25 protein-coding genes are annotated in these 18011 nt (G+C 72.3%); 8 read left to right on the top strand and 17 right to left on the bottom strand.

Annotation, left to right across the window (positions count from 1 at the left end; translation table 11 throughout):
- Positions 1-26: 26 nt before the first annotated feature.
- Complete coding sequence (locus CRYAR_RS40740; protein WP_035858897.1) at positions 27-623, top strand: GNAT family N-acetyltransferase; 597 nt, start codon at positions 27-29, stop codon at positions 621-623.
- On the opposite strand, the gene CRYAR_RS40735 is transcribed toward CRYAR_RS40740, so the two are convergent.
- The 3 genes from CRYAR_RS40735 to CRYAR_RS40725 are packed head-to-tail and all read right to left on the bottom strand — an operon-like array spanning position 595 to position 2528.
- Positions 595-1338 carry a hypothetical protein gene (locus CRYAR_RS40735; protein WP_035858893.1) on the bottom strand — a complete coding sequence of 248 codons (744 nt, stop codon included), beginning with the start codon at positions 1336-1338 and terminating at the stop codon, positions 595-597. The genes CRYAR_RS40740 and CRYAR_RS40735 overlap by 29 nt on opposite strands.
- Entirely contained in the window at positions 1335-1829 is a 495-nt protein-coding gene (locus CRYAR_RS40730) for an RNA polymerase sigma factor (RefSeq protein ID WP_035858891.1), read from the bottom strand. The genes CRYAR_RS40735 and CRYAR_RS40730 overlap by 4 nt, the downstream gene beginning before the upstream one ends.
- Before the next feature lie 48 nt (positions 1830-1877).
- Positions 1878-2528, bottom strand: coding sequence for a MerR family transcriptional regulator (locus tag CRYAR_RS40725; protein ID WP_245620643.1), 651 nt, complete (start codon positions 2526-2528; stop codon positions 1878-1880).
- A gap of 140 nt (positions 2529-2668) precedes the next feature.
- On the opposite strand from CRYAR_RS40725, the gene CRYAR_RS40720 reads away from it, so the two are divergent.
- Positions 2669-4273: a DUF6194 family protein gene (locus tag CRYAR_RS40720; protein ID WP_035858888.1), complete on the top strand. Its 1605-nt coding sequence runs from the start codon at positions 2669-2671 to the stop codon at positions 4271-4273.
- Here the strand turns inward: CRYAR_RS40720 and CRYAR_RS40715 are convergent.
- On the bottom strand, positions 4258-4494 hold the full coding sequence (locus tag CRYAR_RS40715) for a hypothetical protein (protein WP_035858885.1): 237 nt from the start codon (positions 4492-4494) through the stop codon (positions 4258-4260). The genes CRYAR_RS40720 and CRYAR_RS40715 overlap by 16 nt on opposite strands.
- A 42-nt stretch (positions 4495-4536) precedes the next feature.
- Here CRYAR_RS40715 and CRYAR_RS40710 point away from each other — a divergent pair, with 42 nt between their 5' ends.
- Positions 4537-5121 (top strand): TetR/AcrR family transcriptional regulator, encoded by a 585-nt coding sequence (locus tag CRYAR_RS40710; RefSeq protein ID WP_035858882.1) that lies wholly within the window; start codon positions 4537-4539, stop codon positions 5119-5121.
- Here CRYAR_RS40710 and CRYAR_RS40705 read toward each other — a convergent pair.
- Both CRYAR_RS40705 and CRYAR_RS40700 read right to left on the bottom strand, forming a co-directional pair.
- The gene (locus tag CRYAR_RS40705) at positions 5101-5640 is read right to left on the bottom strand and encodes a GNAT family N-acetyltransferase (protein ID WP_035858880.1); all 540 of its coding nucleotides are present in this window, start codon (positions 5638-5640) and stop codon (positions 5101-5103) included. The two genes, CRYAR_RS40710 and CRYAR_RS40705, sit on opposite strands and share 21 nt — an antisense overlap.
- Before the next feature lie 102 nt (positions 5641-5742).
- Positions 5743-6135, bottom strand: coding sequence for a nuclear transport factor 2 family protein (locus CRYAR_RS40700; RefSeq protein ID WP_035858877.1), 393 nt, complete (start codon positions 6133-6135; stop codon positions 5743-5745).
- 138 nt (positions 6136-6273) lie between these two features.
- Here CRYAR_RS40700 and CRYAR_RS40695 point away from each other — a divergent pair, with 138 nt between their 5' ends.
- Genes CRYAR_RS40695 through CRYAR_RS40685 form a run of 3 tightly spaced genes read left to right on the top strand, consistent with a single transcriptional unit; the run spans position 6274 to position 8812 of the window.
- A complete protein-coding gene (locus CRYAR_RS40695) occupies positions 6274-7329 on the top strand; it encodes a sensor histidine kinase (RefSeq protein ID WP_035858873.1) in 1056 nt (351 codons plus the stop codon).
- The gene (locus CRYAR_RS40690; protein WP_035858870.1) at positions 7322-7981 is read left to right on the top strand and encodes a response regulator; all 660 of its coding nucleotides are present in this window, start codon (positions 7322-7324) and stop codon (positions 7979-7981) included. Before CRYAR_RS40695 ends, CRYAR_RS40690 begins: the two co-directional genes overlap by 8 nt.
- An 18-nt stretch (positions 7982-7999) precedes the next feature.
- Positions 8000-8812 (top strand): DUF1932 domain-containing protein, encoded by an 813-nt coding sequence (locus CRYAR_RS40685; protein WP_157018483.1) that lies wholly within the window; start codon positions 8000-8002, stop codon positions 8810-8812.
- Here CRYAR_RS40685 and CRYAR_RS40680 read toward each other — a convergent pair.
- The gene (locus CRYAR_RS40680) at positions 8760-9329 is read right to left on the bottom strand and encodes a CGNR zinc finger domain-containing protein (RefSeq protein WP_035858865.1); all 570 of its coding nucleotides are present in this window, start codon (positions 9327-9329) and stop codon (positions 8760-8762) included. The two genes, CRYAR_RS40685 and CRYAR_RS40680, sit on opposite strands and share 53 nt — an antisense overlap.
- Before the next feature lie 38 nt (positions 9330-9367).
- On the opposite strand from CRYAR_RS40680, the gene CRYAR_RS40675 reads away from it, so the two are divergent.
- The gene (locus CRYAR_RS40675) at positions 9368-10336 is read left to right on the top strand and encodes an EamA family transporter (protein WP_035858862.1); all 969 of its coding nucleotides are present in this window, start codon (positions 9368-9370) and stop codon (positions 10334-10336) included.
- Entirely contained in the window at positions 10333-10629 is a 297-nt protein-coding gene (locus tag CRYAR_RS40670; protein ID WP_157018481.1) for a hypothetical protein, read from the top strand. The genes CRYAR_RS40675 and CRYAR_RS40670 overlap by 4 nt, the downstream gene beginning before the upstream one ends.
- Here the strand turns inward: CRYAR_RS40670 and CRYAR_RS40665 are convergent.
- The 10 genes from CRYAR_RS40665 to CRYAR_RS40620 are packed head-to-tail and all read right to left on the bottom strand — an operon-like array spanning position 10626 to position 17967.
- Positions 10626-11318, bottom strand: a complete 693-nt coding sequence (locus tag CRYAR_RS40665) for an alpha/beta fold hydrolase (protein ID WP_035858859.1) — start codon at positions 11316-11318, stop codon at positions 10626-10628. The two genes, CRYAR_RS40670 and CRYAR_RS40665, sit on opposite strands and share 4 nt — an antisense overlap.
- Positions 11303-11635: a hypothetical protein gene (locus CRYAR_RS40660; protein WP_035858855.1), complete on the bottom strand. Its 333-nt coding sequence runs from the start codon at positions 11633-11635 to the stop codon at positions 11303-11305. The genes CRYAR_RS40665 and CRYAR_RS40660 overlap by 16 nt, the downstream gene beginning before the upstream one ends.
- A 10-nt stretch (positions 11636-11645) precedes the next feature.
- Complete coding sequence (locus CRYAR_RS40655) at positions 11646-12149, bottom strand: mycothiol transferase (protein ID WP_035858853.1); 504 nt, start codon at positions 12147-12149, stop codon at positions 11646-11648.
- Complete coding sequence (locus tag CRYAR_RS40650; RefSeq protein ID WP_035858851.1) at positions 12146-12985, bottom strand: MerR family transcriptional regulator; 840 nt, start codon at positions 12983-12985, stop codon at positions 12146-12148. The genes CRYAR_RS40655 and CRYAR_RS40650 overlap by 4 nt, the downstream gene beginning before the upstream one ends.
- 10 nt (positions 12986-12995) lie before the next feature.
- A complete protein-coding gene (locus tag CRYAR_RS40645) occupies positions 12996-13622 on the bottom strand; it encodes a TMEM175 family protein (protein ID WP_035858848.1) in 627 nt (208 codons plus the stop codon).
- Positions 13623-13633: 11 nt separating this feature from the next.
- Entirely contained in the window at positions 13634-14257 is a 624-nt protein-coding gene (locus CRYAR_RS40640) for a hypothetical protein (protein WP_035858843.1), read from the bottom strand.
- A complete protein-coding gene (locus CRYAR_RS40635; RefSeq protein WP_035858841.1) occupies positions 14251-15774 on the bottom strand; it encodes a hypothetical protein in 1524 nt (507 codons plus the stop codon). The genes CRYAR_RS40640 and CRYAR_RS40635 overlap by 7 nt, the downstream gene beginning before the upstream one ends.
- Complete coding sequence (locus CRYAR_RS40630) at positions 15771-16625, bottom strand: ATP-binding cassette domain-containing protein (RefSeq protein WP_035858839.1); 855 nt, start codon at positions 16623-16625, stop codon at positions 15771-15773. Before CRYAR_RS40630 ends, CRYAR_RS40635 begins: the two co-directional genes overlap by 4 nt.
- Positions 16622-17428 carry an anti-sigma factor family protein gene (locus CRYAR_RS40625; RefSeq protein WP_035858837.1) on the bottom strand — a complete coding sequence of 269 codons (807 nt, stop codon included), beginning with the start codon at positions 17426-17428 and terminating at the stop codon, positions 16622-16624. Before CRYAR_RS40625 ends, CRYAR_RS40630 begins: the two co-directional genes overlap by 4 nt.
- Positions 17425-17967 (bottom strand): RNA polymerase sigma factor, encoded by a 543-nt coding sequence (locus CRYAR_RS40620; RefSeq protein ID WP_035858834.1) that lies wholly within the window; start codon positions 17965-17967, stop codon positions 17425-17427. Before CRYAR_RS40620 ends, CRYAR_RS40625 begins: the two co-directional genes overlap by 4 nt.
- Positions 17968-18011 lie beyond the last annotated feature (44 nt).

The following is an 18011-nucleotide window of genomic DNA, read 5'->3' as shown; positions in this document are numbered from 1 at the left end:
GGACCCGAGCGTTACACAATGGTCCAATGCAGACCTTCCTCGAGACCGAGCGCCTGGTGCTGCGCCGGGCCACGTCCGAAGACCTCGACGCTCTCGTCGAGCTGAACAGCGACCCGAAGGTGACCTGGTACGTCACCGGCGGACGGCCGACGCCGCGGCACGTGCTCCGCGACGAGGTGCTGCCGCGCTGGTTCTCGTTCTACGAGCAGTACCCCGGATTCGGCTACTTCCCGGCGATCGAGAAGGCCACCGGTGACTTCCTCGGCTGGTTCCTGCTGCGCCCCAACGACAAGCCGGTCCGCGCCGACGGCACGACGCGCGAGGGCATCGAGCTGGGGTACCGGCTGCGGCGGGAGTCGTGGGGCCGGGGCTACGCCACCGAGGGCGCGAAGGCGCTCGTCGACAAGGCGTTCACCGACCTCGGTGTCGAGCGGGTGTTCGCCGAGGCGCTCGCCGTCCACGGTGCGTCGCGGCGGGTGATGGAGAAGGCCGGGCTGCGCTTCGTCCGCTCCTGCTACGACAACTGGCCCGACAAGATCCCCGGCGACGAGAAGGGCGACGTCGAGTACGCGATCACCAGGGACGAGTGGGCGGCTAACGCGGCGGGCGCGGCGTCTCGGTGACGCTGATCCGGTTCATCTTCTCGCCGTCCCAGCGGTACCTCTCGATCTGCCAGGCACCGCCCTCGTACCGCAGCTCCAGCCGGATCACCTGGTCGGCGATCGTCACCACCGGCACGACGTAGGCCTGCTCGGCGTAGAGGGACTCGAGCGGCTCGGGACCGCCCCGCTCGTTGCTGGTGAACGCCGCGACCACCCAGCGGCTCTCCGGGCCGCCGACGTCCGCGTCGCCGTGGCATTCGACGACCACCACCGCGTCGTCGCGGCCGTCGCCGGTGAAGTCGCCGTATGCTGGCTCGCCGATCGAGTACTGCCAGGGCGCGAACGTCGCTGTGCCGTCGGTGAACTGCACTCGCCGGTGCGGGCAGCCGTCGTTGGCGGGCAGGTTCATGATCGAGTTGGCCCAGTCGATGCGCCAGTCGTCCGGGACCTCCCGATCCGCCGGGCTCGCGGAGCCCGTGGCCGGGAACGAGGGCTGGGGCAGGGTGGCCGAGGAGGTCCGGGCCGGGCCGGCCGGCTGCAGCCGTGCGGGCTGCTCGGGCCAGAACCCCACCACGACGGCTGCGACGATCAGCACCAGCGCTCCGGCCACCGCGCCGCGCCGACGCCGCCGGTGGGCCGCGGCTCGCGCCCTCGCGGCCACCGGCCCGGCGCCCCGGTACGGCTCGTCCGCCGCTCCCCGCAGGTCGTGGAGGTGCTCGACAACGTCGTCGCTCATCGCGTCGTCCCCCGTTCCAATGGAGTGTCGCCGAGTTGGGTCGCCAGCGCCGCTCGCCCGCGGTGCAGCCAGGACTTCACCGTTCCGTCGGCGACCCGCTCGCTCGCCGCGATCTCGGCCACCGGCAGGTCGGCCAGGTAGTGCAGGACGATCGCCCGGCGGTGGTTCGGCGGCAACGTCGCGAGCGCCGCGACCAGGGCCACGTGGGCCGGGTCGGGCGACGGCACCACCGGTTCCTCGCGTTGCCCGGCCAGGAACGCCAACGCTCGCCGGGCGCGACGCCACCGGCTGATCGCCAGCCGCCAGGCCACGGTGCGCACCCAGGCGGCCGGATCGTCGTAGCCGCGGATCTTCGGCCAGTGGGCCCAGCCTCGTGAGAACGCCTCCTGCACCAGCTCCTGGGCCTCGCCCCGGTCGCCCGTGTAGGCGTAGAGCTGTTTGCACAGCGAGGGAAAGTGCGCGGCATAGAAGTCCGCGAACTCCGTCTCCACCGGCGACCCCCGATCGTCGAGCGGCTCTTACCAGGGAACACGCCCGAGCTACTCGTCGGTTGCAGCCGACTCCCGGAATCGGAGGTACTCGTCCAGTGTGGCCGCGGCGAACAGCATCGCGCGACCTCGATCCGTGAGGCGGTCGCGCCAGCCGGCCAGGGAGGACGCCAGCGCCTCGACGCTTCCCGCCTCCCGTACCCGGGACACCACGGTGGCGATGTGTCCGAGCAGGTAGCCGCCGCGGCGCAGGAGGTGAGCGAGCTCGGCGTCCCGGACGTCCTCCGGCCGGTAGAACCGGTAGCCGGCCCGGTCACGCGGTGGCACGAGGATGCCCGCGCGCTCCCATTTCCGCAGTGTCGCCGGGCTCACGTCCAGCCGCCGGGCGACCGCGCTCACCGGCAACACCTGCTCCGACCGCGCCTCGGACGACGTCAGCAGCCCGATGGCGGCCGAGACGGCATTGAGCGTCTCCCGGTCGCGCAGCAGCAGGGCGTGGCTGCGGTCGACGGCGCGCAGGGCGTCGTCGACCGCGTCGGCGTTCACCGAACGGAGGATTTCGCCGCCGGTCGGGTAACCATGGGCGGGGAGCTGCGCGAGGAACGCGCGCAGCGCGTGAGCGTGCAGATCGGTGTAGATCCGGTACCCGGACTTCGTGCGTGAAGCGGGCGGGAGCACACCGCGCTGCTCGTAGTTGCGCACCGCCTGCGCGGTCAGACCGTGTTCGCGGGCCAGCTCGACCGGCCGGTAGGTCTGTACTCCCGGTTGAGGTTTCAGGGCACGGCTCCCAGGTGATACGCGGCAAAGCCTCAACCGCTCGTTCAACGATACGGTTCAAGGGTATGGATACCGCACTAGAAGCTCTGCTGGCGAACGAGCCCACCGTTCTGGGGCTCGGGGAACCGAGTCACGCCGTTCCCGCGTTCCAGGGGGAGCGCAACGAGATCTTCGCCGCGTTGGTCGAGCGTGGCTTCCGCTCGATCGCGTTGGAGACCGACCGGGTCGCGGCGATCGCGATCGACGACTACGTCAGCGGTCGCGCCGACTCGTACGATCCCGACGCGTTCAGCCACGGCTGGGGCGGGCTCGACGGCAACCGCGAGCTCGTCGAGTGGATGCGCGCGTACAACGCGTCCCACCCGGACCCGCTGACCTTCTACGGCATGGACGCCGTCACCGAGACGGTCAGCGCGCCCAGCCCACGCCGCTACCTGCGTGAACTCTGCACCTACGTGGCGCAGGAACGCTGGGACGACCTCGACGAACTCCTCGGCGACGACGAGCCCTGGGACGAGGTGTTCGACCCGTCGGCCTCGCTGGGCGGCTCGGACCGCGCCAAGACCCTGCGAGCCTCGGCCGACGATCTGATCGGCGCGCTGTACGCGTCGGCTCCGCGCCTGATCGCGGCGACGTCGGTGCGGGCCTGGCACCGGGCTCACACCTGCGGCACCGCCGCCGTCAACCTGCTGCGCTACCACGCGCAGGTCGCGATCGAAGGCCCCGACCGCCTCACCCGGATGTCGGCTGTCCGGGACGCCTGGATGGCGCAGAACATGCTCGACATCCGCGTGATCGAGCAGCACCGCGGCCCGACGCTCCTGCATGCGCACAACCGCCACGTGCAGCGGAACACGAGCCGGATGCGGATGGGCGCGGAGGAACTGGAGTGGGCGAGCGCCGGCTCGATCCTCTCCGCGTTGCTCGCCGACCGCTACGCGGTCGTGCTCGGGAGCCTCGGCGCGAGCCCGGCGCTCCGCCTGGCGGCTCCTCCCGCCGGCACCTACGAACACGCTCTGGACGCCCGGCGCGAGCGGTTGATCAGCGGGGCCACCGCCCGCGAGGTGACCGTGGGCCTGGAGCGGCGCGGCGATTCGCCGAACCAGATGTACTTTCCGCTCGACGCGGACGACATCGCGTCCGCGGATGCGTTCCTGCACGTGGCCGTGGCTCCGGGAGAGGCGCCCGACCCCAACGAGACCGTGTCGGAGCTGGCCCGCAACATCGCCGCCGGGTGGGCCGGGCTGATCAGCCGCCGGCCCGACGTGCGGCAGCTGTACGTCGAGTACGACTCGGAGGCGCCCGAGAGCAACTGGGGCAACTACTTCTTCTACGTCGGCGAGGAGCAGCAGTACCAGCCGTTCGCGACCGTCGTCATCCGGAACATGCCGGGCTTCGACGAGGAGTCACGGCTGGACCGGCCCGACGTCGTTCGGCTCAACCTCCACGTCGGACGCCAGGAGTTCGAGCGTCTGTTCGGTGCCGCGGACGGGTTCGACTACTCGACCGTCGACGAGATCCTGCCGCACCCGGTCTACGCCACCCAGGGCTGGGTGTGCGTGCTCAACCCCGAGCGGACGTTCGCCGAGGTGGACCGGTTGATCGGCGTGGCCCACGCGAACGCGGTGGCGCGCCGGGATCGACGGGAGTCGTCTCACCGGGCGGAGTGAGACTTCCCGACCTCCAGCAGCGTGATCACGACGGCCGCGACTCCCAGGATCACCAGCGGGACGATCCAGAGCGCCGCGCCGGGGTCGTCGCCGAGGACAAAGCGCAGCAGCCCACCGCGGCGGCCACCGAACGCGTACCGGACCAGCGGCACGACGCCGAGCGAGAAGCCGACGAGGCCGGCGAAGCCTTGCCAGGCGTCGAGGGTCTTGTTCCGGGCCATGGGGCCTCCCCTTCAATGCGGTCGCATTGATATTATGGGACGGTGCCGAGAACCGCCGACCACGAGCAGAATCGCCGGACGCTGAGCCGGGCCACGTGGGACCTGATCGCGGGCGGCGGGATGGAGGCCGTCTCGCTGCGGACGGTGGCCGCGCGGGCCGGTGTCTCCATGGGGCGGGTGCAGTACTACTTCAAGACCAAGGACGACCTGCTGCTGTACGCGCTGGAGGACGCTCACGTGCGGATGAGTGCGCGGATCGACGCCCGGATCTCGGACGACGATCCGCGCACCGCGCTGCTCGCCGTCCTGGAGGAGCTACTCGGCGGCGACGCCGAGACCCGGGACGCGATCCGGGTGCACCTCGCGTTCGCGGCACGGGCCCAGGAGAACGAGCGGCTCGCCGCGGTGCTCGTCGAGGGCGACGACGAGCTGCTGGCGCTGGCCGTGCGCGTCGTCGGCCTGGCCCGCGACGCCGGGGCCGACGTGGATCCGGAGTTGGACGGGCAGGCGCTGTGGGTGCTCGCCCGGGGCCTGGGGGTGGACGTGGCCCTCTACCGGCTGCCGATCGAGCGGGCCCGCGCGGTGCTGGCCCACGCGGTGGGGCGGCTAGCGCCACTCGTGGGCTAGCACCGACCAGATCTCGATGTCGTCGCGCCGGCCGTGGAACAGGTAGTGCTCACGCAGAACGCCGTCGCGCTGCATGCCCAGTCGCTTCGCGACCGCGATGCTGGCGTCGTTGCCCGACGACACCTGCCACTCCACCCGGTGGATCCCGCGCTCGTCGATCGCCCAGTCGATGATCGTCCGGGCGGCGCGGGTGACGAGCCCCCGGCCGGTGGCCGACGGCTGGAGCCAGCAGCCGGCCTCGGCGTACCCGCGCGGCACGTCCATCACCCGGAAGAGCACCCCGCCGACGAGCTCGTCGTGCAACCAGATGCCGTAGATGCGTCCGGTGTCCGCCGCGGCCTTCTCGGCGTAGTCCTGCAGGAACGCCTTCGCCGACGCCGGGTCGGTCACCGCGTCGGCGAGCCGGATCCAGCGGCCGATCGACTCCCGGCCGCGGTCGACGTTCGCCAGGAGTTGGTCGGAGTGCCAGGGTTCGAGCGGGCGCAGTTCTGCGCCGTCGCCGAGGGGTGTCGCGAACATCCCCCGATCCTGTCAGGGCCGCTCAAGCCGTTTCCGCTGCTCGTCGGTGAAGGTCAGCGTCGCCGCGCGCGGCGGCCAGGTGCATCGCGCCGACCCGGGGCGTCACCCGCCGGTGACCTCCTGCTGGATGCGCGGGAACTGGTCCGCCATGGCCTCGGCCAGGGCCTGGGCGGCGGACAGCGGGCGCACCATGACCGTGAAGTCGTCGATCAGGCCCTCGTCGTCGAGGTGCAGGAAGTCGCAGCCTTCGATCTCTTTGCCCTGCACGGTGGCCCGGAAGACCAGCGAGTGGTCGCGACCGTCCGCACTGGACATCTCGCGGACGTAGCGGAAGTCCTCGAAGACACGGAGCACGGCACGCAGGATCGCGGCGGTGAGCGGCTTGCCGGCGTACGGCTTGAACGCGACCGGGCTGTGGAACACCACGTCGTCGGCGAGGAGCGCTTCGACCGCCTTGGCGTCCCCGGCCTCGGCTGCCTTGCGGAACGCTTCCACGGTGCCTCCTCGGGTGATCGACCGGTCGAGTATCTCTCAGCCACCGCGCCGGGCGGCGAGGAGTCGGCGGATACCCCAGGTGGGAGCTGTCGCTTTTCGGCGTACCCGGGCGGCCGCCGCGGCTTCTAGCATCGGGTGATGGGGCTGAACCTGGCCGTCGGCGTCGGCGTCGCCGTGGTGCTGGCGATCGTGGTCTCCGCCGGGCACGGCGGGAGCGAGAGCGGCGTCGCGTACGTGTGGGCGGCGGGGCTCGGCGCGCTGATGATCTGGCGGCGCCGATACGCCCGGACCGTGCTCGTGCTGACCGTGCTCGGCATGTTCGCGTACTACGCGGCCGGGTTCCCCGCGATCGGCGTCGCGGTGCCGCTGGCGGCGGCGCTCTACTCGGCGGCCGAGGCCGGACACCGGGCGTCGGCGGTCGCGGCCGCCGCGATCGCGCTGGTCGTGTCGGCCGTCTTCCGGCTGGCCGAGGGGCAGGACTTCCGTTTCGTCGTGCTGTACGACGCGATCGGCCACGCGGCGCTGATGGCCGCGGCGATCGTGCTCGGCGAGTTGGTACGGGCACGTCGCCGGATCGACGCGCTGACCGGACGGCAGATCGAGCTGGAGGCCGGTCGGCGCCTGGCCGAGCACAAGCAGGCGCTCTCGCGCGACCTGCACGACGCGCTCGGTCACACGCTCACGGTGGCCGCGGTGCACGCGAACGTGGCGCGTCAGGAGCTCCGCCGGGAACCCGCCGCGGCGGACGCCGCGCTCGGCCACGTCGGCGACGCGGTCACCCGGGCCCTCGCCGAGCTGCGCTCCACCGTCCGCGACCTCCGCTCCGACGCGTCCGCCGATCTGGAGCCGCTGGTGGTGGCGGCCCGGACGGCCGGGTTCGAGGTGCGGCTCGACGCCACCCCGGTCCAACCACCCGAGCTCGCGTCGGTGGTCTACCGGGTCGTGCAGGAAGCGGTCACCAACGCGATGCGCCACTCCAACGGCGCAACGATAAGCATCGACGTGCGGCAACCGGAGACCGGTCTGACGGTCCGGGTGCGTGACGACGGCGACGGTGCCGACGCTCCGAGCGGCTCGGGGTTGAACGGGCTGCGCGAGCGGGTCGCCGCGGTCGGCGGACGGTTGGAGGCCGGCCGGTCTGCCACCGGCTGGCAGGTCAGCGCGGAGTTCCCGGCCGGGGGCGTGCGTGCCTGAGCACACCGTCCGCGTCGTGCTGGCCGACGACCAGCCGCTCATCCGGGCCGGGATCGCCGCGCTGCTCACCGGCGATCCCGGCGACCCGATCGAGGTCGTCGGCGAGGCCGGGGATGGCGCCGCCGCGGTCGCGCTGGTACGGACCGAACGGCCCGACGTCGTGCTGATGGACCTACGTATGCCGGGCACCGACGGCCTCGCCGCGACCCGCGCGATCCGTTCCGACCCGGTCTGCGCCGGCATCGCGATCCTGATGCTGACGACGTTCGACAGCGACCCCGAGATCACCGGGGCGCTCCGCGTCGGTGCCGACGGCTATCTGCTCAAGGACCTCACCCCGGAGCGGCTGCGTGCGTCGGTGCGTGCCGCCGCGCGAGGCGAGCCGGTGCTGGCCCCCGACGTCGCCCGGCGGCTCATGGCCCACGCCGCGACCTCCGCGCCCCGCCCCGACCAGCGGCTCGACCGGCTGACCGCGCGCGAGCTCGAGGTGCTGTGCGAGGTCGCGCGCGGCGACGACAACCCCCGGATCGCGCGCACGCTCTACCTGAGCCCGGAGACCGTGCGGACCTACGTCAGCCGGATCCTCACGAAGCTGGACGCCCGCAGCCGGGCCGACCTCGTGGCCATCGCCCACCGCGCCGGCCTCGGCTGACCCCGTAGGGTCTCCGGCGTGGGGCCGATCGGAGTTCTTCATCCCGGTGCGATGGGCGCGGCCGTCGGCCGCGAGCTCGTCGCGGCCGGCCACACCGTGCACTGGGTGACGGCGGGCCGCGGAGCGAACACGCACCGCCGCGCGGAGGCCGCCGGCCTCCTCCCGGTGGCGACGCTCGACGAGTTGGCGTCGATCTGCCCGGTGATCCTGAGCGTGTGCCCGCCCGCGACCGCGTCGTCGGTCGCGTCCGCCGTCGCCGCTACCGGCTTCGACGGGCGCTACGTCGACGCCAACGCGATCGCGCCGTCCCGGGTCCGCGAGATCGCGCGGGCCCTTCCGACCGTCGACGGGGGCATCGTCGGGCCACCGCCGGGCGGCCCCGGCCGAACCGTCGTCTACCTGTCCGGTGCGGACGCCGCAGCGATCGCCGCGCTGTTCGACCGGACGGCCGTCGAGGCCCGCGTGCTGAGCGGCGACGTCGGGTCGGCGTCCGCGCTCAAGCTCGCGTTCTCGGCCTACAACAAGATCACCTTCGCGCTGGCGGCGCAGTCCTACGCGCTGGCGGACGCCCACGGCGTGCGTGACGAGTTGGAAGCGTTGGCCGGAGCGAAGCTGCCCGACACCCCGCTGGCCGAGCCGGCGTCGCTCGGCGGGGTCGGTGAGCGAGCCTGGCGTTGGGCCCCGGAGATGCGCGAGATCGCCGCCGCGGCGACCGAGGTCGGCCTCGCTCCGGGCGTCGCCGAGGGGGCCGCCGCGCTGTTCGCCCGGTGGGACGCGTTCAAGGACGTTCCGGACGTTCCACTGGAGCGTCTTCTCGACGAGTTGCGTTAGCCCGAGCCCGGTAGGCCGCGACGTTCGTCCGGTTGCTGCAGGTGTTGCTGCAGAACCGCCGCGACCGGTTCTTCGACAGGTCGACGAGCACGTCCTCGCAGTCGTCGGCCGCGCACACCCGCATGCGGCCGAGCTCGTCCATGCGGACGACGTCGACGAGCGCCATCGCGGTCTCGACCTGGATGCGGATCGCGAGATCGGCCTCCGGTGACACCGCGTGCAGGTGGTAGTCCCATCCGTCGTGGGCCACCAGCTGCGGCAACGCGGCGGTTTCCCGGAGGATCGCGTTCGTCTCGGTGACGATCCGGTCGCGGTCGGCGTGCCAGAGGCCCTCCAGGCGCGGCCGGATCGCCCGCACGGCGTCGAGTTCCTCCTGGTCGCCGGTGACCCGGCCGGTGTAGCCCCAGCGAGTGGCGAACTCGGTGACGTCGACCAGGGCGTCGGGGCTTTCGTGGGCGGTATTGACCAGTTCGGCGGCCGCCATCAACGAAGCCTCGGTGTCATGAGCAAAAAGCACCTTGACTCCTTACGCGAGTGAGCTCTACCGTCAGTGTCATGAGTGTAACGAGGATTGCCTCTTACTCGGGCCTGGGCATCGCCCTGGTCTCCGCTCTCTCGTTCGGCACCGCCGGCAGTTTCGGCGATTCGCTGATGTCGACCGGCTGGACGTCGGGCGCGGTGGTCACGACCCGCATCGCGCTCGCGGCCCTGATCCTCACCGGCCCGGCACTCGTGCTCCTCCGCGGTCGCTGGCGGGCGCTGTGGTCGAGCGCCGGGCTGATCGCGTTCTACGGCGCGATCGCGGTCGCCGGTTGTCAGCTGTTCTTCTTCAACGCGGTGCAACACCTGGACGTCGGCGTCGCTCTGCTGCTCGAGTACATGGGCATCGTCCTCGTCGTGCTCTGGATGTGGGCCCGGCACCGGCGGCGCCCCGGCCGGCTGACGGTCGTCGGCATGGTCGCCGCGGTGGTCGGCCTGGTGCTCGTGCTCGACCCGTCGGGTGGCCTGGACCCGATCGGCCTGATGTGGGGGCTCCTCGCCGGCGCCGGGCTGGCCGTGTACTTCGTGGTCTCCGCCCGGCAGGACGACGCGGTACCGCCGCTCGTCGTCGCCTGGGGCGGCATGGTCGTCGGTGCGCTCGTGCTCGGCGTGGCCGCTCTGGTCGGCGTCCTGCCGATGGGCACCGCCTCCGTGGACGTGGAGTTGTTCGGGCAGCAGGTCAGCTGGTTGGTACCGGTGATCGGCCTGTCGGTCGTGGCTGCCGCGATCGCCTACTCCACCGGGGTCATCGCGGCCCGGCTGCTCGGCGCCACCGTGGCGTCGTTCGTCGGGCTCACCGAAGTGCTGTTCGCCGTGCTGTTCGCCGCGTTGTCGGTCGGCCAGATCCCGGGCGTCATGCAGCTGATCGGCGGTCTGGTCGTCCTCGCCGGCGTCGCTCTGGTCAAGGCCACCGAGAACAAGGGCGACGCCGAACCGGCCGCGGGGCGTGAATTGTCGGTGGTGGGTGGTACACCGACAGCATGACTAGCGTGGTCGAGGCGTTCGCGAGCGTCGCCGCGCAGGTGGTGGAGAAGTTCGTCGGCCGCAACGGACGGGTGCGCGGATCGTCGGTGGTGCACGCCGTGCACCCCGAACGCTGGCTGGCCGAGATCCGCGTGCCCGCCCCGGCCTGCCGGGTGGGCATGGCCGGCTTCGAACTCGACGCACTGGTACCGACGGACGACGCGGTCACCTGCGCCCGCTGCCTGCAGAGCGGCCAACACAGCACGGTGGGCCGCACCGGCCCGCACCAGCTTCCCCTGTGGGACGCCGACTAGATCGCTTCGTTTATCACTCGGGCCAGGTCGGTCGGGCGGGAGAACTGGGGCCAGTGGCCGGTCGGCAGCGCGACGAACTCCACGCTCCTGATCCGGCCCACCTCGGCCGCGCTCGGATAGCCCTCCGCTATCCACCCGCGCATCATCGCCTCCGTGTAGTCGCAGGTCACGATCGTGACCGGCACGTCGTAGCGGCGTTCGTCGGAGAGCGTCTGGGGGTCGGTGGCGGCACGCGCCGGTGAGGGCACGGCCTGGTCGAGGATGGTCCGGCGCAGGTCCTCGTCCAGGTCGACGAGCATATCGGCGTCCCAGAACGACCAGTCCGGCATCGGGATCTCGCCGTCCGCGGACGGCAGCTCGTCGTTGACGCACTCTCCGTCGGCGACCGGTTCGCTCGCGGTGTAGACGACCCGCGCGACGCGGTGCGGCCGGGCGTCGACGGCGGCGTGCGCGACCGCACCGCCGGCCGAGTGGGCCACCAGCACCACCGGGCCGTCGAGCTCGTCGATCCGGGCGACGACGGCGTCGACGTGGTCACGCAGGGAGACCGAAGCGCGATCGGCGTCGGGGGACTCCAGGCCCGGCAGCGTGAGCGGGTGCGCGCGGTGCCCGGCCGCTTCCAGGCCCGGGACCACGGCGTTCCAGGACGACCCGTCCAGCCAGAGTCCGGGAATCAGGATGACGTCCATGAAGTCTCCAGTTCGGGTGGGTCGATGTGGTCCGCGGCCCGCTGCGTGATCAGCTCGCCGAACAGCCCGGAGAGCCGGCCGCAGTCCGCGCACCGGAAGTTCGCGTCCATCCGGTGGCTGCCACAGTGGTCGCACTGTCCATTGTCGCGGGGATCGCGGTACGCGTGCAGCGCCTCGACGAGGGCCCGCACGACCGGTTCGCGCAGCGTCAGCCGCCGCCCGCCGAGGTCCAGCTCGGTCCGGACCGGCGCGCCGGGGTCGAAGGCGTCGATCCGGGCGACGAACTGCTGCAAGGCGTCCACGACGTCATCCGACATGCCCGACAAGTTACTCACCGATCGAGCCGCCGGACAGCTCGACGACCACGTCCAGGTGACCGACGTGCCGGGCGTACTCCTGGAGCAGGTGGAACAGCACCCGCTCGAGCGACGCCGGGGCCGCGCCGTCCCAGCGCGGCCCGGGTGCACCGATCTCGTCGAGGTCGTGCGCCTCCACGAAGGCCCGGGTGTGTGCACCCTGCTGCCGGAGCGCCGCGGCGACGTCGTCGAAGGACCGGTCGGGAGCCACGTACCAGCGGTCGTCGCGACGGTCACCCCACGGCTCGGGCACCGCGCGTCCTTCGAACCCCCACTCGATCCACCGCAGCTCGACGTAGCGCAGGTGCTGCAGCAGCTCGATCGGGGTCCAGCCGGAGGGCAGCGGGCTGGAGCGGAGCGCGTCCTCGGACAGCGAACCCGCTTTGCTCAGCGCGCTCTCCCGGAAGTAGTCGAGGTAGCGGACGAAGACTTCCCGGCGATCGGCGGCGGGATCGGTCGCTTCGAAGAACGTCATCCGCGCATTGTCTCGATGCAGCGGCGGATCGTCGCCTCGTCCGACTCTTCCCGGGCCCAACCGTTGACGACCGCGAGCAGGCGCTCGTACCGGTAGCGGCGCGGGTCGTCGGCCAGCTCCAACCGGGCCAGCAGACGGTGACGCAGCTCCGGGGTGTCCGGCTCGCCGAGCACGTCGGCGTAGGCCGTGGCGATCCGGTCGGCGTCCGGCGGGGTGATCGAGCGGGCCACGGCCACCGCGTCCGGGCGCGGAACGGAGCCCGGCTCCCGATCGGCCGCGTGCTGCTCGGCCAGCGAGCGCAGGTACGCCCGGAAGTCGGGATCCTGGGCCAGCGTCACCAGCTCGACCCAGGCGTCGATCTGCTCGGGTGTCGGGTCGTCGGGCAGCGACGGCGTGAGCGACCGGCGGACGCCGGCGAAATCGTCGAGCCCGTCGAACGTCGCCTGGAGGAACTCCTCGACGAGTCGACGTCGTTCTGCTTCGGTGTGACCGGCCAGCTGGTGCACGAGTTCGGACCTCTCCGCGATGACGGCAAGCGCGGCGCGGCGGAACCGCAGCGCCCGGATCGTGGCGTCCAGTGCCTCGGCGTGAGCCGCGGCCACGTCGGCGACGGTGACCTCCCGATCCAGCACGCGCCGGATCGTGGGCAGGTCGATCCCGAGGTCACGCAGGCTCCGGACCAGGTCGAGCCGTGCGGCCGCGTCCTCGTCGTACAACCGGTGGCCGGTGGCGTTGCGCCGCGTCGCCGGGACGATGCCCCGGTCGGCGTAGAAGCGGATCGCCTTGACGGTCAGGCCGGTACGTCGGGAGAGTTCGCCGATCGGGTAGAGCGCCACCCCGACAGCGTCACGCCTCCTTCTGGGGGAGGCGCAAGCGCCGGTTCACCAGCACGGTGACCACACCGGTGAGCAGAAGCAACAGCAGCCCGCCGTAGTTCACCCGCGGCACCAGGATGCCGATCACCGCGGCGAGACCGGTCAGGATCGTGGTCACCACCGAGGGCACCGCCATCCGCTTCGACGACTCCACGTCGGCCTGGTGCAGTTCGGTCTTGCGGGCCAGGTAGAGCGCGAGCACGGTGAGCAGCGCCGAGCTCACGAACAGCGTGAGCAGGTAGAGCGCGATCACCGGAACTTCCTCGTTGCCGTAGATACCGATGAGCGCGGTCGGGAACGGCATGAAGACGATCGTCAGCGCCCACGCCGCGGTCACGACCGCGACGACCCGGTCGTAGGACTCGATCGGCTCCATCAGCTTGTGGTGCACCTGCCATAACCGGAAGATCACCGCGAAGCTCAGCACGAAGCTGCCGTACTTGCCGATCGTCTCGGGTCTCCAGAGCTCCTCCAGCGGTGTCTCGTCGGTCAGTTCGCTCGTCATCTCGACGAGCGGCAGGACCAGAAGAGTGATGGCGATCGCGATGATCGCGTCCACGAACGTGAGAAAGCGGTGGAGCCCCGGGGATTTGTGCACGGCAGCGGAGATTACCGCTGGGTGCCCGCGCCAACCATCAGGCCCGCGCACGCGGTGAGCAGCAGCACGCTCCAGCGGGCGTGCACGTCGGCCCAGGCCGGATCGCTCACCGCGACGAACAGCGCCGCGTCGCGGGGCAGCAGCGCCAGCGACCCGACCACGACCAGCAGGGTGGGCGCCGCCGCGGTGCTACCGACGCCGCGTTCGGCCAGCCGGTAACCGGCCACCCCCAGCAGCAGCGCCACGGCGAGGATCGTCGCCGCCTCCACCGCCGTCCCGCCCAGCCGCAGGTCGTCGCCGACGCCGTCCTCGGCGCCCACGAGCACGATGGCGACCGCCACCCCCCACCAGAGCGCGGCCAGCAGCACCCCCAGCCCGATCCGCAGTGCGGTGGTCACCCACGCGCGGGTCGGCACCACGAGCGTCGTCGGTTTGGCCGGGTCGTCGAGCAGGAACACCGCGCCGACCGCCGCGCACACCGTCGCCAGCCGCAGTTGCAGGGTGAGCGAGTTCGGGTCGATCGTGGTGGTGAGCGCGGCCGGGATCGCCAGCAGCACCCACCCCGCGGCGCAGGCGAGCAGGAACGGCCCGGTGCGTGCGGCGCGCACGATCGGTGGGACCAGGGCGATCAGCACGGGAGACGCTCCTCGGTCGGCGGCTGCGGCGCGGGCTCGACGCCGACGAGTGCGGCGAACCGGCCCGCGTCGGTGCCGGGTGCGGTCAGTTCGGTCCAGTGCTTCCGGACCAGGCCCGCTGCGCCCGGCTTCTCGAGCAGGGCCAGCCCGGCGGCGGCGTCGGCGTTGGGCACCGCGAGCGGCGCGAACCCGTCGCTGTCGAAGAACTCCAGCCGGTTCGTGCTCGACTCCTTCACCAGCCGGAGCCCTTCGGTGACGCGTCCGCCGACCTGGCCGACCAGCCAGACCACCAGGGCGCCGCGTGAACCGCACACCGGTTTGTCGCCGGGCCACGGTTCACCGGCGACCAGCCGGTACGCGACGGCCGCCGCGAACATCGCCTCCGCGTAGCGGTCGCCCCACTCCGTCCCGATCGGGACCGCGGACGGGTCGGAGGGAGGAATGTCGGCCGCGGTCGGGATCACGCTCGTCGGGTGCGGGGTGGCCCACACCCGCTGGCGGACGGTGAACGGCTCGGCCGCCACCGGCGTGGCCCGCCGCACGTCACGCAGGACCGCGTTCCAGTCCTCTACCCAGGGCTCGAAGCCGTCGAAAGCGCAGTACTCGACGCCGTCGAGCGTTCGGCAGGTCTGTACCGATGCGGGGGATTCGGTGGCCGTGCGGCGGGCGGCCTCCAGCGAGTCGTCCACCCGGAACTGGGTGACCGCACCGGTCAGCATGACCGCGGTGGCCACCCCCCCGGCCGCCCACACCGGCCACCGCACCCCCGACCGGAGGAGCGCCAGCACCGCGAGCACGGCGACCAGGCCGACCACGTACACCAGGTGTCGACCCCCCGGCCGGCCGAAGATGTCCAGCGGCAGCGGCATCGGGAACTCCGGCGTGACGATCGGCAGCAGCAGCCGCCACTTCGTCGCCGACGACCCGCCCACCGGACCGATGAACGCGCACGAGGTCAGCAGCAGCGCCACGACCGGCGCGACCACCGCCGATCGGGTCAGCCGCGCCAGCAGCACCCCCAGCACCCCGAACAGCGCCACGACGGTCGGCACGATCAGCACGTCCAGCGGCAGCACCCGCCCGGCCGCGCCCGGCAGCAGAGCCAGCGCGCCGATCCGCACCACGAGCAGCACGAGCGCCAGCGCGGTCGGCGCCAGCACCGCGAGCAGCAGGGCGCCGGTCCGCCAGGCGGTCGGCAGCACCAGAACGTCGAACAGCACGTCGACGCGGTGCCGGTGCGGTCGCAGCGCCGCGAAGTTGACCGTGATCAGCGCGGCGTTGCCCAGCACCAGCATCGCGAGGAACTGGACCTCGACCGACTCCTCGTGCAGCACCGGGAACTCGTTCATGGTCCCGGCGATCCACCCGTAGATCCACGGGGCCAGGAACAGCACCGCGGCGACGATCGTCACCGGCGAGCGGAGTTGCCGGACGGCCTCGATCCGGGCCAGCGCGAGCATCGCCCGGCGGCGGTCGGTGGTCGACGCCACCGGGGTCGCGGTGAGCGTGGCGGTCACGAGAGGTCCACGAGCGTGAGGTAGCCGTCCTCGAGGGTCGGTGCGAGCAGTTCGGCGCCGTCGGGCGGTGCGCCCACGTGCCGGAACGATCCGTTGCCGGTCCGCCAGGACGCCGCCGCGCCCGGCTCGCGTGCGGCGCTCGTCCACACCCGGCCGTTGGCCAGCGCGGTCAGCTCGGCCGGCGTGCCGCGGAACCGCGCGCCGCCGTGATCGAGCACGACCACCTCACGGCACAGCGACGTCACGTCCTCGGTCTGGTGCGTGGAGAGCAGCACCGCGCGGCCCTCGCCGAGGTCGGCGAAGAGTTCCCGGAACCGGAACCGCTGCTCGGGGTCGAGCCCCACCGTCGGTTCGTCGAGTATCAGCAGCGACGGGTCGCCCACCAGCGCGGCGGCCAGCGCCACCCGCTGCTTCGACCCACCGGACAGGGTCCGGATCTTGTCGCCGCGCCGGTCGCTCAGGCCCACCGCGTCCAGCACGCGGCGCACCTCGGCGTGGCGGGCCCGCCGGTCGGTGATCTCCTTGAGGATCGCGACGTAGTCCACGAACTCGAACGCGGTGAACGAGCGGTGGAAACCGGGATCCTGCGGCAGGTAGCCGATCCGGCGGCGCGCCGCCAGGCGCCCGGCCCCGGTCAGCGGGTCGTGATCGAAGATCCGCAACTCGCCCGCGTTCGGGCTCAACGCGGTCGCGAGGATCCGCAGCAGCGACGTCTTCCCGGCGCCGTTCGGGCCGAGCAGACCGGTCACTCCGGTTCCGAGCGTGATCGATACGTCGTCGAGCGCGACCGCGCGTCCATAGCGCAGCGAGAGACCGGTCGCGCGGACGGCGACGTCAGTCGAGAGGGTCACCGAGACCTCCGGGTCAGGGGGCGAGTGCGATCGAACGCGGACATCTGGAAGGTGAGGGCCGCCGCGGCCAGCGCGGCGGCCGCAGCCATCGCCACCTGCCCGGCGGGGGTGTAAGGCTGCAGGGACGTCGAGTGCCAGGTGCCGAGCACCAGGCTGAGCCAGCCGAGGCCCACCACGGCCGCGGCCGGAACCGCGCCCAGCCGGGGTGTGATCAGCAGCGTCAGGATCGTGAGGGCCAGCGAGGGCAGGAACCAACCGGCGATCCGGACGCCGTACTCGGCCAGCGTCAGGCTCGCCGCCGCGGTGAGCAGCGTGTTGGCCGAGAGCACGGTGGCGCAGCGCAGCAGGAGCAGCCGGAACGTCGAGTACGGGGCCACCACCGTGAGGTCGTAGGTCGGGTCGATGCCGGGCCCGAACGAGACGGCGACGCCGAGCACCGGCAGCAGCGGCGTCAGCGCGAGGAAGACGAGCGGCTCGGCGTAGTGGGCGAGGACGGCGGCGAGCAGCAGCGTGAGCGTCACCGAGACGAGCCACGACCCCCGCAGCGCCGGGGTGGCCGCGAGCAGGCGCGCGGTGTGCGCCGGAACCCCGCCGAAACTCAGCGCCCGCTCGACGAGCCCCGGCCGGGGTGCGTCGAGCTCCGCGTCCAGCCGTTCCCAGCCGGCGTCGACGGCGTCGAAGGTCAGCCGTTCCCGACAGTCCGCGCAGGCCACCAGATGCGCCTCGACCGACCACACGCCCGGCGCGGGCAACGACCCGTCGGCGTAGGCCGTCAGGTCCGGATCCGGTACGTGCCAACTCATGCGAGCTCCTGGCGTAGCTGCCGGCGGGCGCGCATCGCCCGCGTTTTCACGGTTCCGGGCGGGATGCCGAGCAGCACGGCGGCCTCGCCCGTCGTCAGCCCGTCGAGCACCGTCGCTTGCAGCACCGCGCGTAACTCCGGGGAGAGCCGGGCCAGCGCCCCGGCGAGATCCCCGTGCTCGACGCCGCGCAGCACCAGGTCCTCAGCGGACGGTGCTGGCGCCCCCCGCACGCGCGCCAGCACCTGACGCAGACGTTCCTTGGCGCTCTGCCTGCGCAGGGCGTCGACCAGACGACGCGAACCGATCCGCCAGAGCCAGCCGGTGACGTCACCCTGCTCGCGGTAGCGGGCGGCCCCGCCGCGCCAGACGCCGAGGAACGTCTCCTGCACGACGTCGTCGACGAGCGTGTGATCGGAGCAGCGGTGCCGCAGCCGCAGCACGAGCCACCCGGCGTGGCGCCGGTAGAAGGCTTCGAACGCGGCCCGCTCGCCGGCTGCCACTCGGGCCAGCAGGTCGACGTCGCTCGATGAACCGTTCACACCCCTCCATCGCACTGAGTCGCGCGAGCGGTTCACACGCGGGC

The sequence above is a fragment of the Cryptosporangium arvum DSM 44712 genome (genome assembly GCF_000585375.1).
GTDB lineage: Bacteria > Actinomycetota > Actinomycetes > Mycobacteriales > Cryptosporangiaceae > Cryptosporangium > Cryptosporangium arvum.
The sequence above is the reverse complement of the archived record's forward strand: the minus strand, read 5'-3'. Positions and strand labels throughout refer to the sequence as shown.

Bases quoted from the DNA above. Each gene is read 5' to 3' on its own strand.
- CRYAR_RS40740 (WP_035858897.1), top strand. From the start codon at position 27: ATGCAGACCTTCCTCGAGACCGAGCGCCTGGTGCTGCGCCGGGCCACG.
- CRYAR_RS40735 (WP_035858893.1), bottom strand. From the start codon at position 1,338: ATGAGCGACGACGTTGTCGAGCACCTCCACGACCTGCGGGGAGCGGCG.
- CRYAR_RS40720 (WP_035858888.1), top strand. From the start codon at position 2,669: ATGGATACCGCACTAGAAGCTCTGCTGGCGAACGAGCCCACCGTTCTG.
- CRYAR_RS40715 (WP_035858885.1), bottom strand. From the start codon at position 4,494: ATGGCCCGGAACAAGACCCTCGACGCCTGGCAAGGCTTCGCCGGCCTC.
- CRYAR_RS40705 (WP_035858880.1), bottom strand. From the start codon at position 5,640: ATGTTCGCGACACCCCTCGGCGACGGCGCAGAACTGCGCCCGCTCGAA.
- CRYAR_RS40695 (WP_035858873.1), top strand. From the start codon at position 6,274: ATGGGGCTGAACCTGGCCGTCGGCGTCGGCGTCGCCGTGGTGCTGGCG.
- CRYAR_RS40675 (WP_035858862.1), top strand. From the start codon at position 9,368: ATGAGTGTAACGAGGATTGCCTCTTACTCGGGCCTGGGCATCGCCCTG.
- CRYAR_RS40670 (WP_157018481.1), top strand. From the start codon at position 10,333: ATGACTAGCGTGGTCGAGGCGTTCGCGAGCGTCGCCGCGCAGGTGGTG.
- CRYAR_RS40665 (WP_035858859.1), bottom strand. From the start codon at position 11,318: ATGGACGTCATCCTGATTCCCGGACTCTGGCTGGACGGGTCGTCCTGG.
- CRYAR_RS40660 (WP_035858855.1), bottom strand. From the start codon at position 11,635: ATGTCGGATGACGTCGTGGACGCCTTGCAGCAGTTCGTCGCCCGGATC.
- CRYAR_RS40655 (WP_035858853.1), bottom strand. From the start codon at position 12,149: ATGACGTTCTTCGAAGCGACCGATCCCGCCGCCGATCGCCGGGAAGTC.
- CRYAR_RS40625 (WP_035858837.1), bottom strand. From the start codon at position 17,428: ATGAGTTGGCACGTACCGGATCCGGACCTGACGGCCTACGCCGACGGG.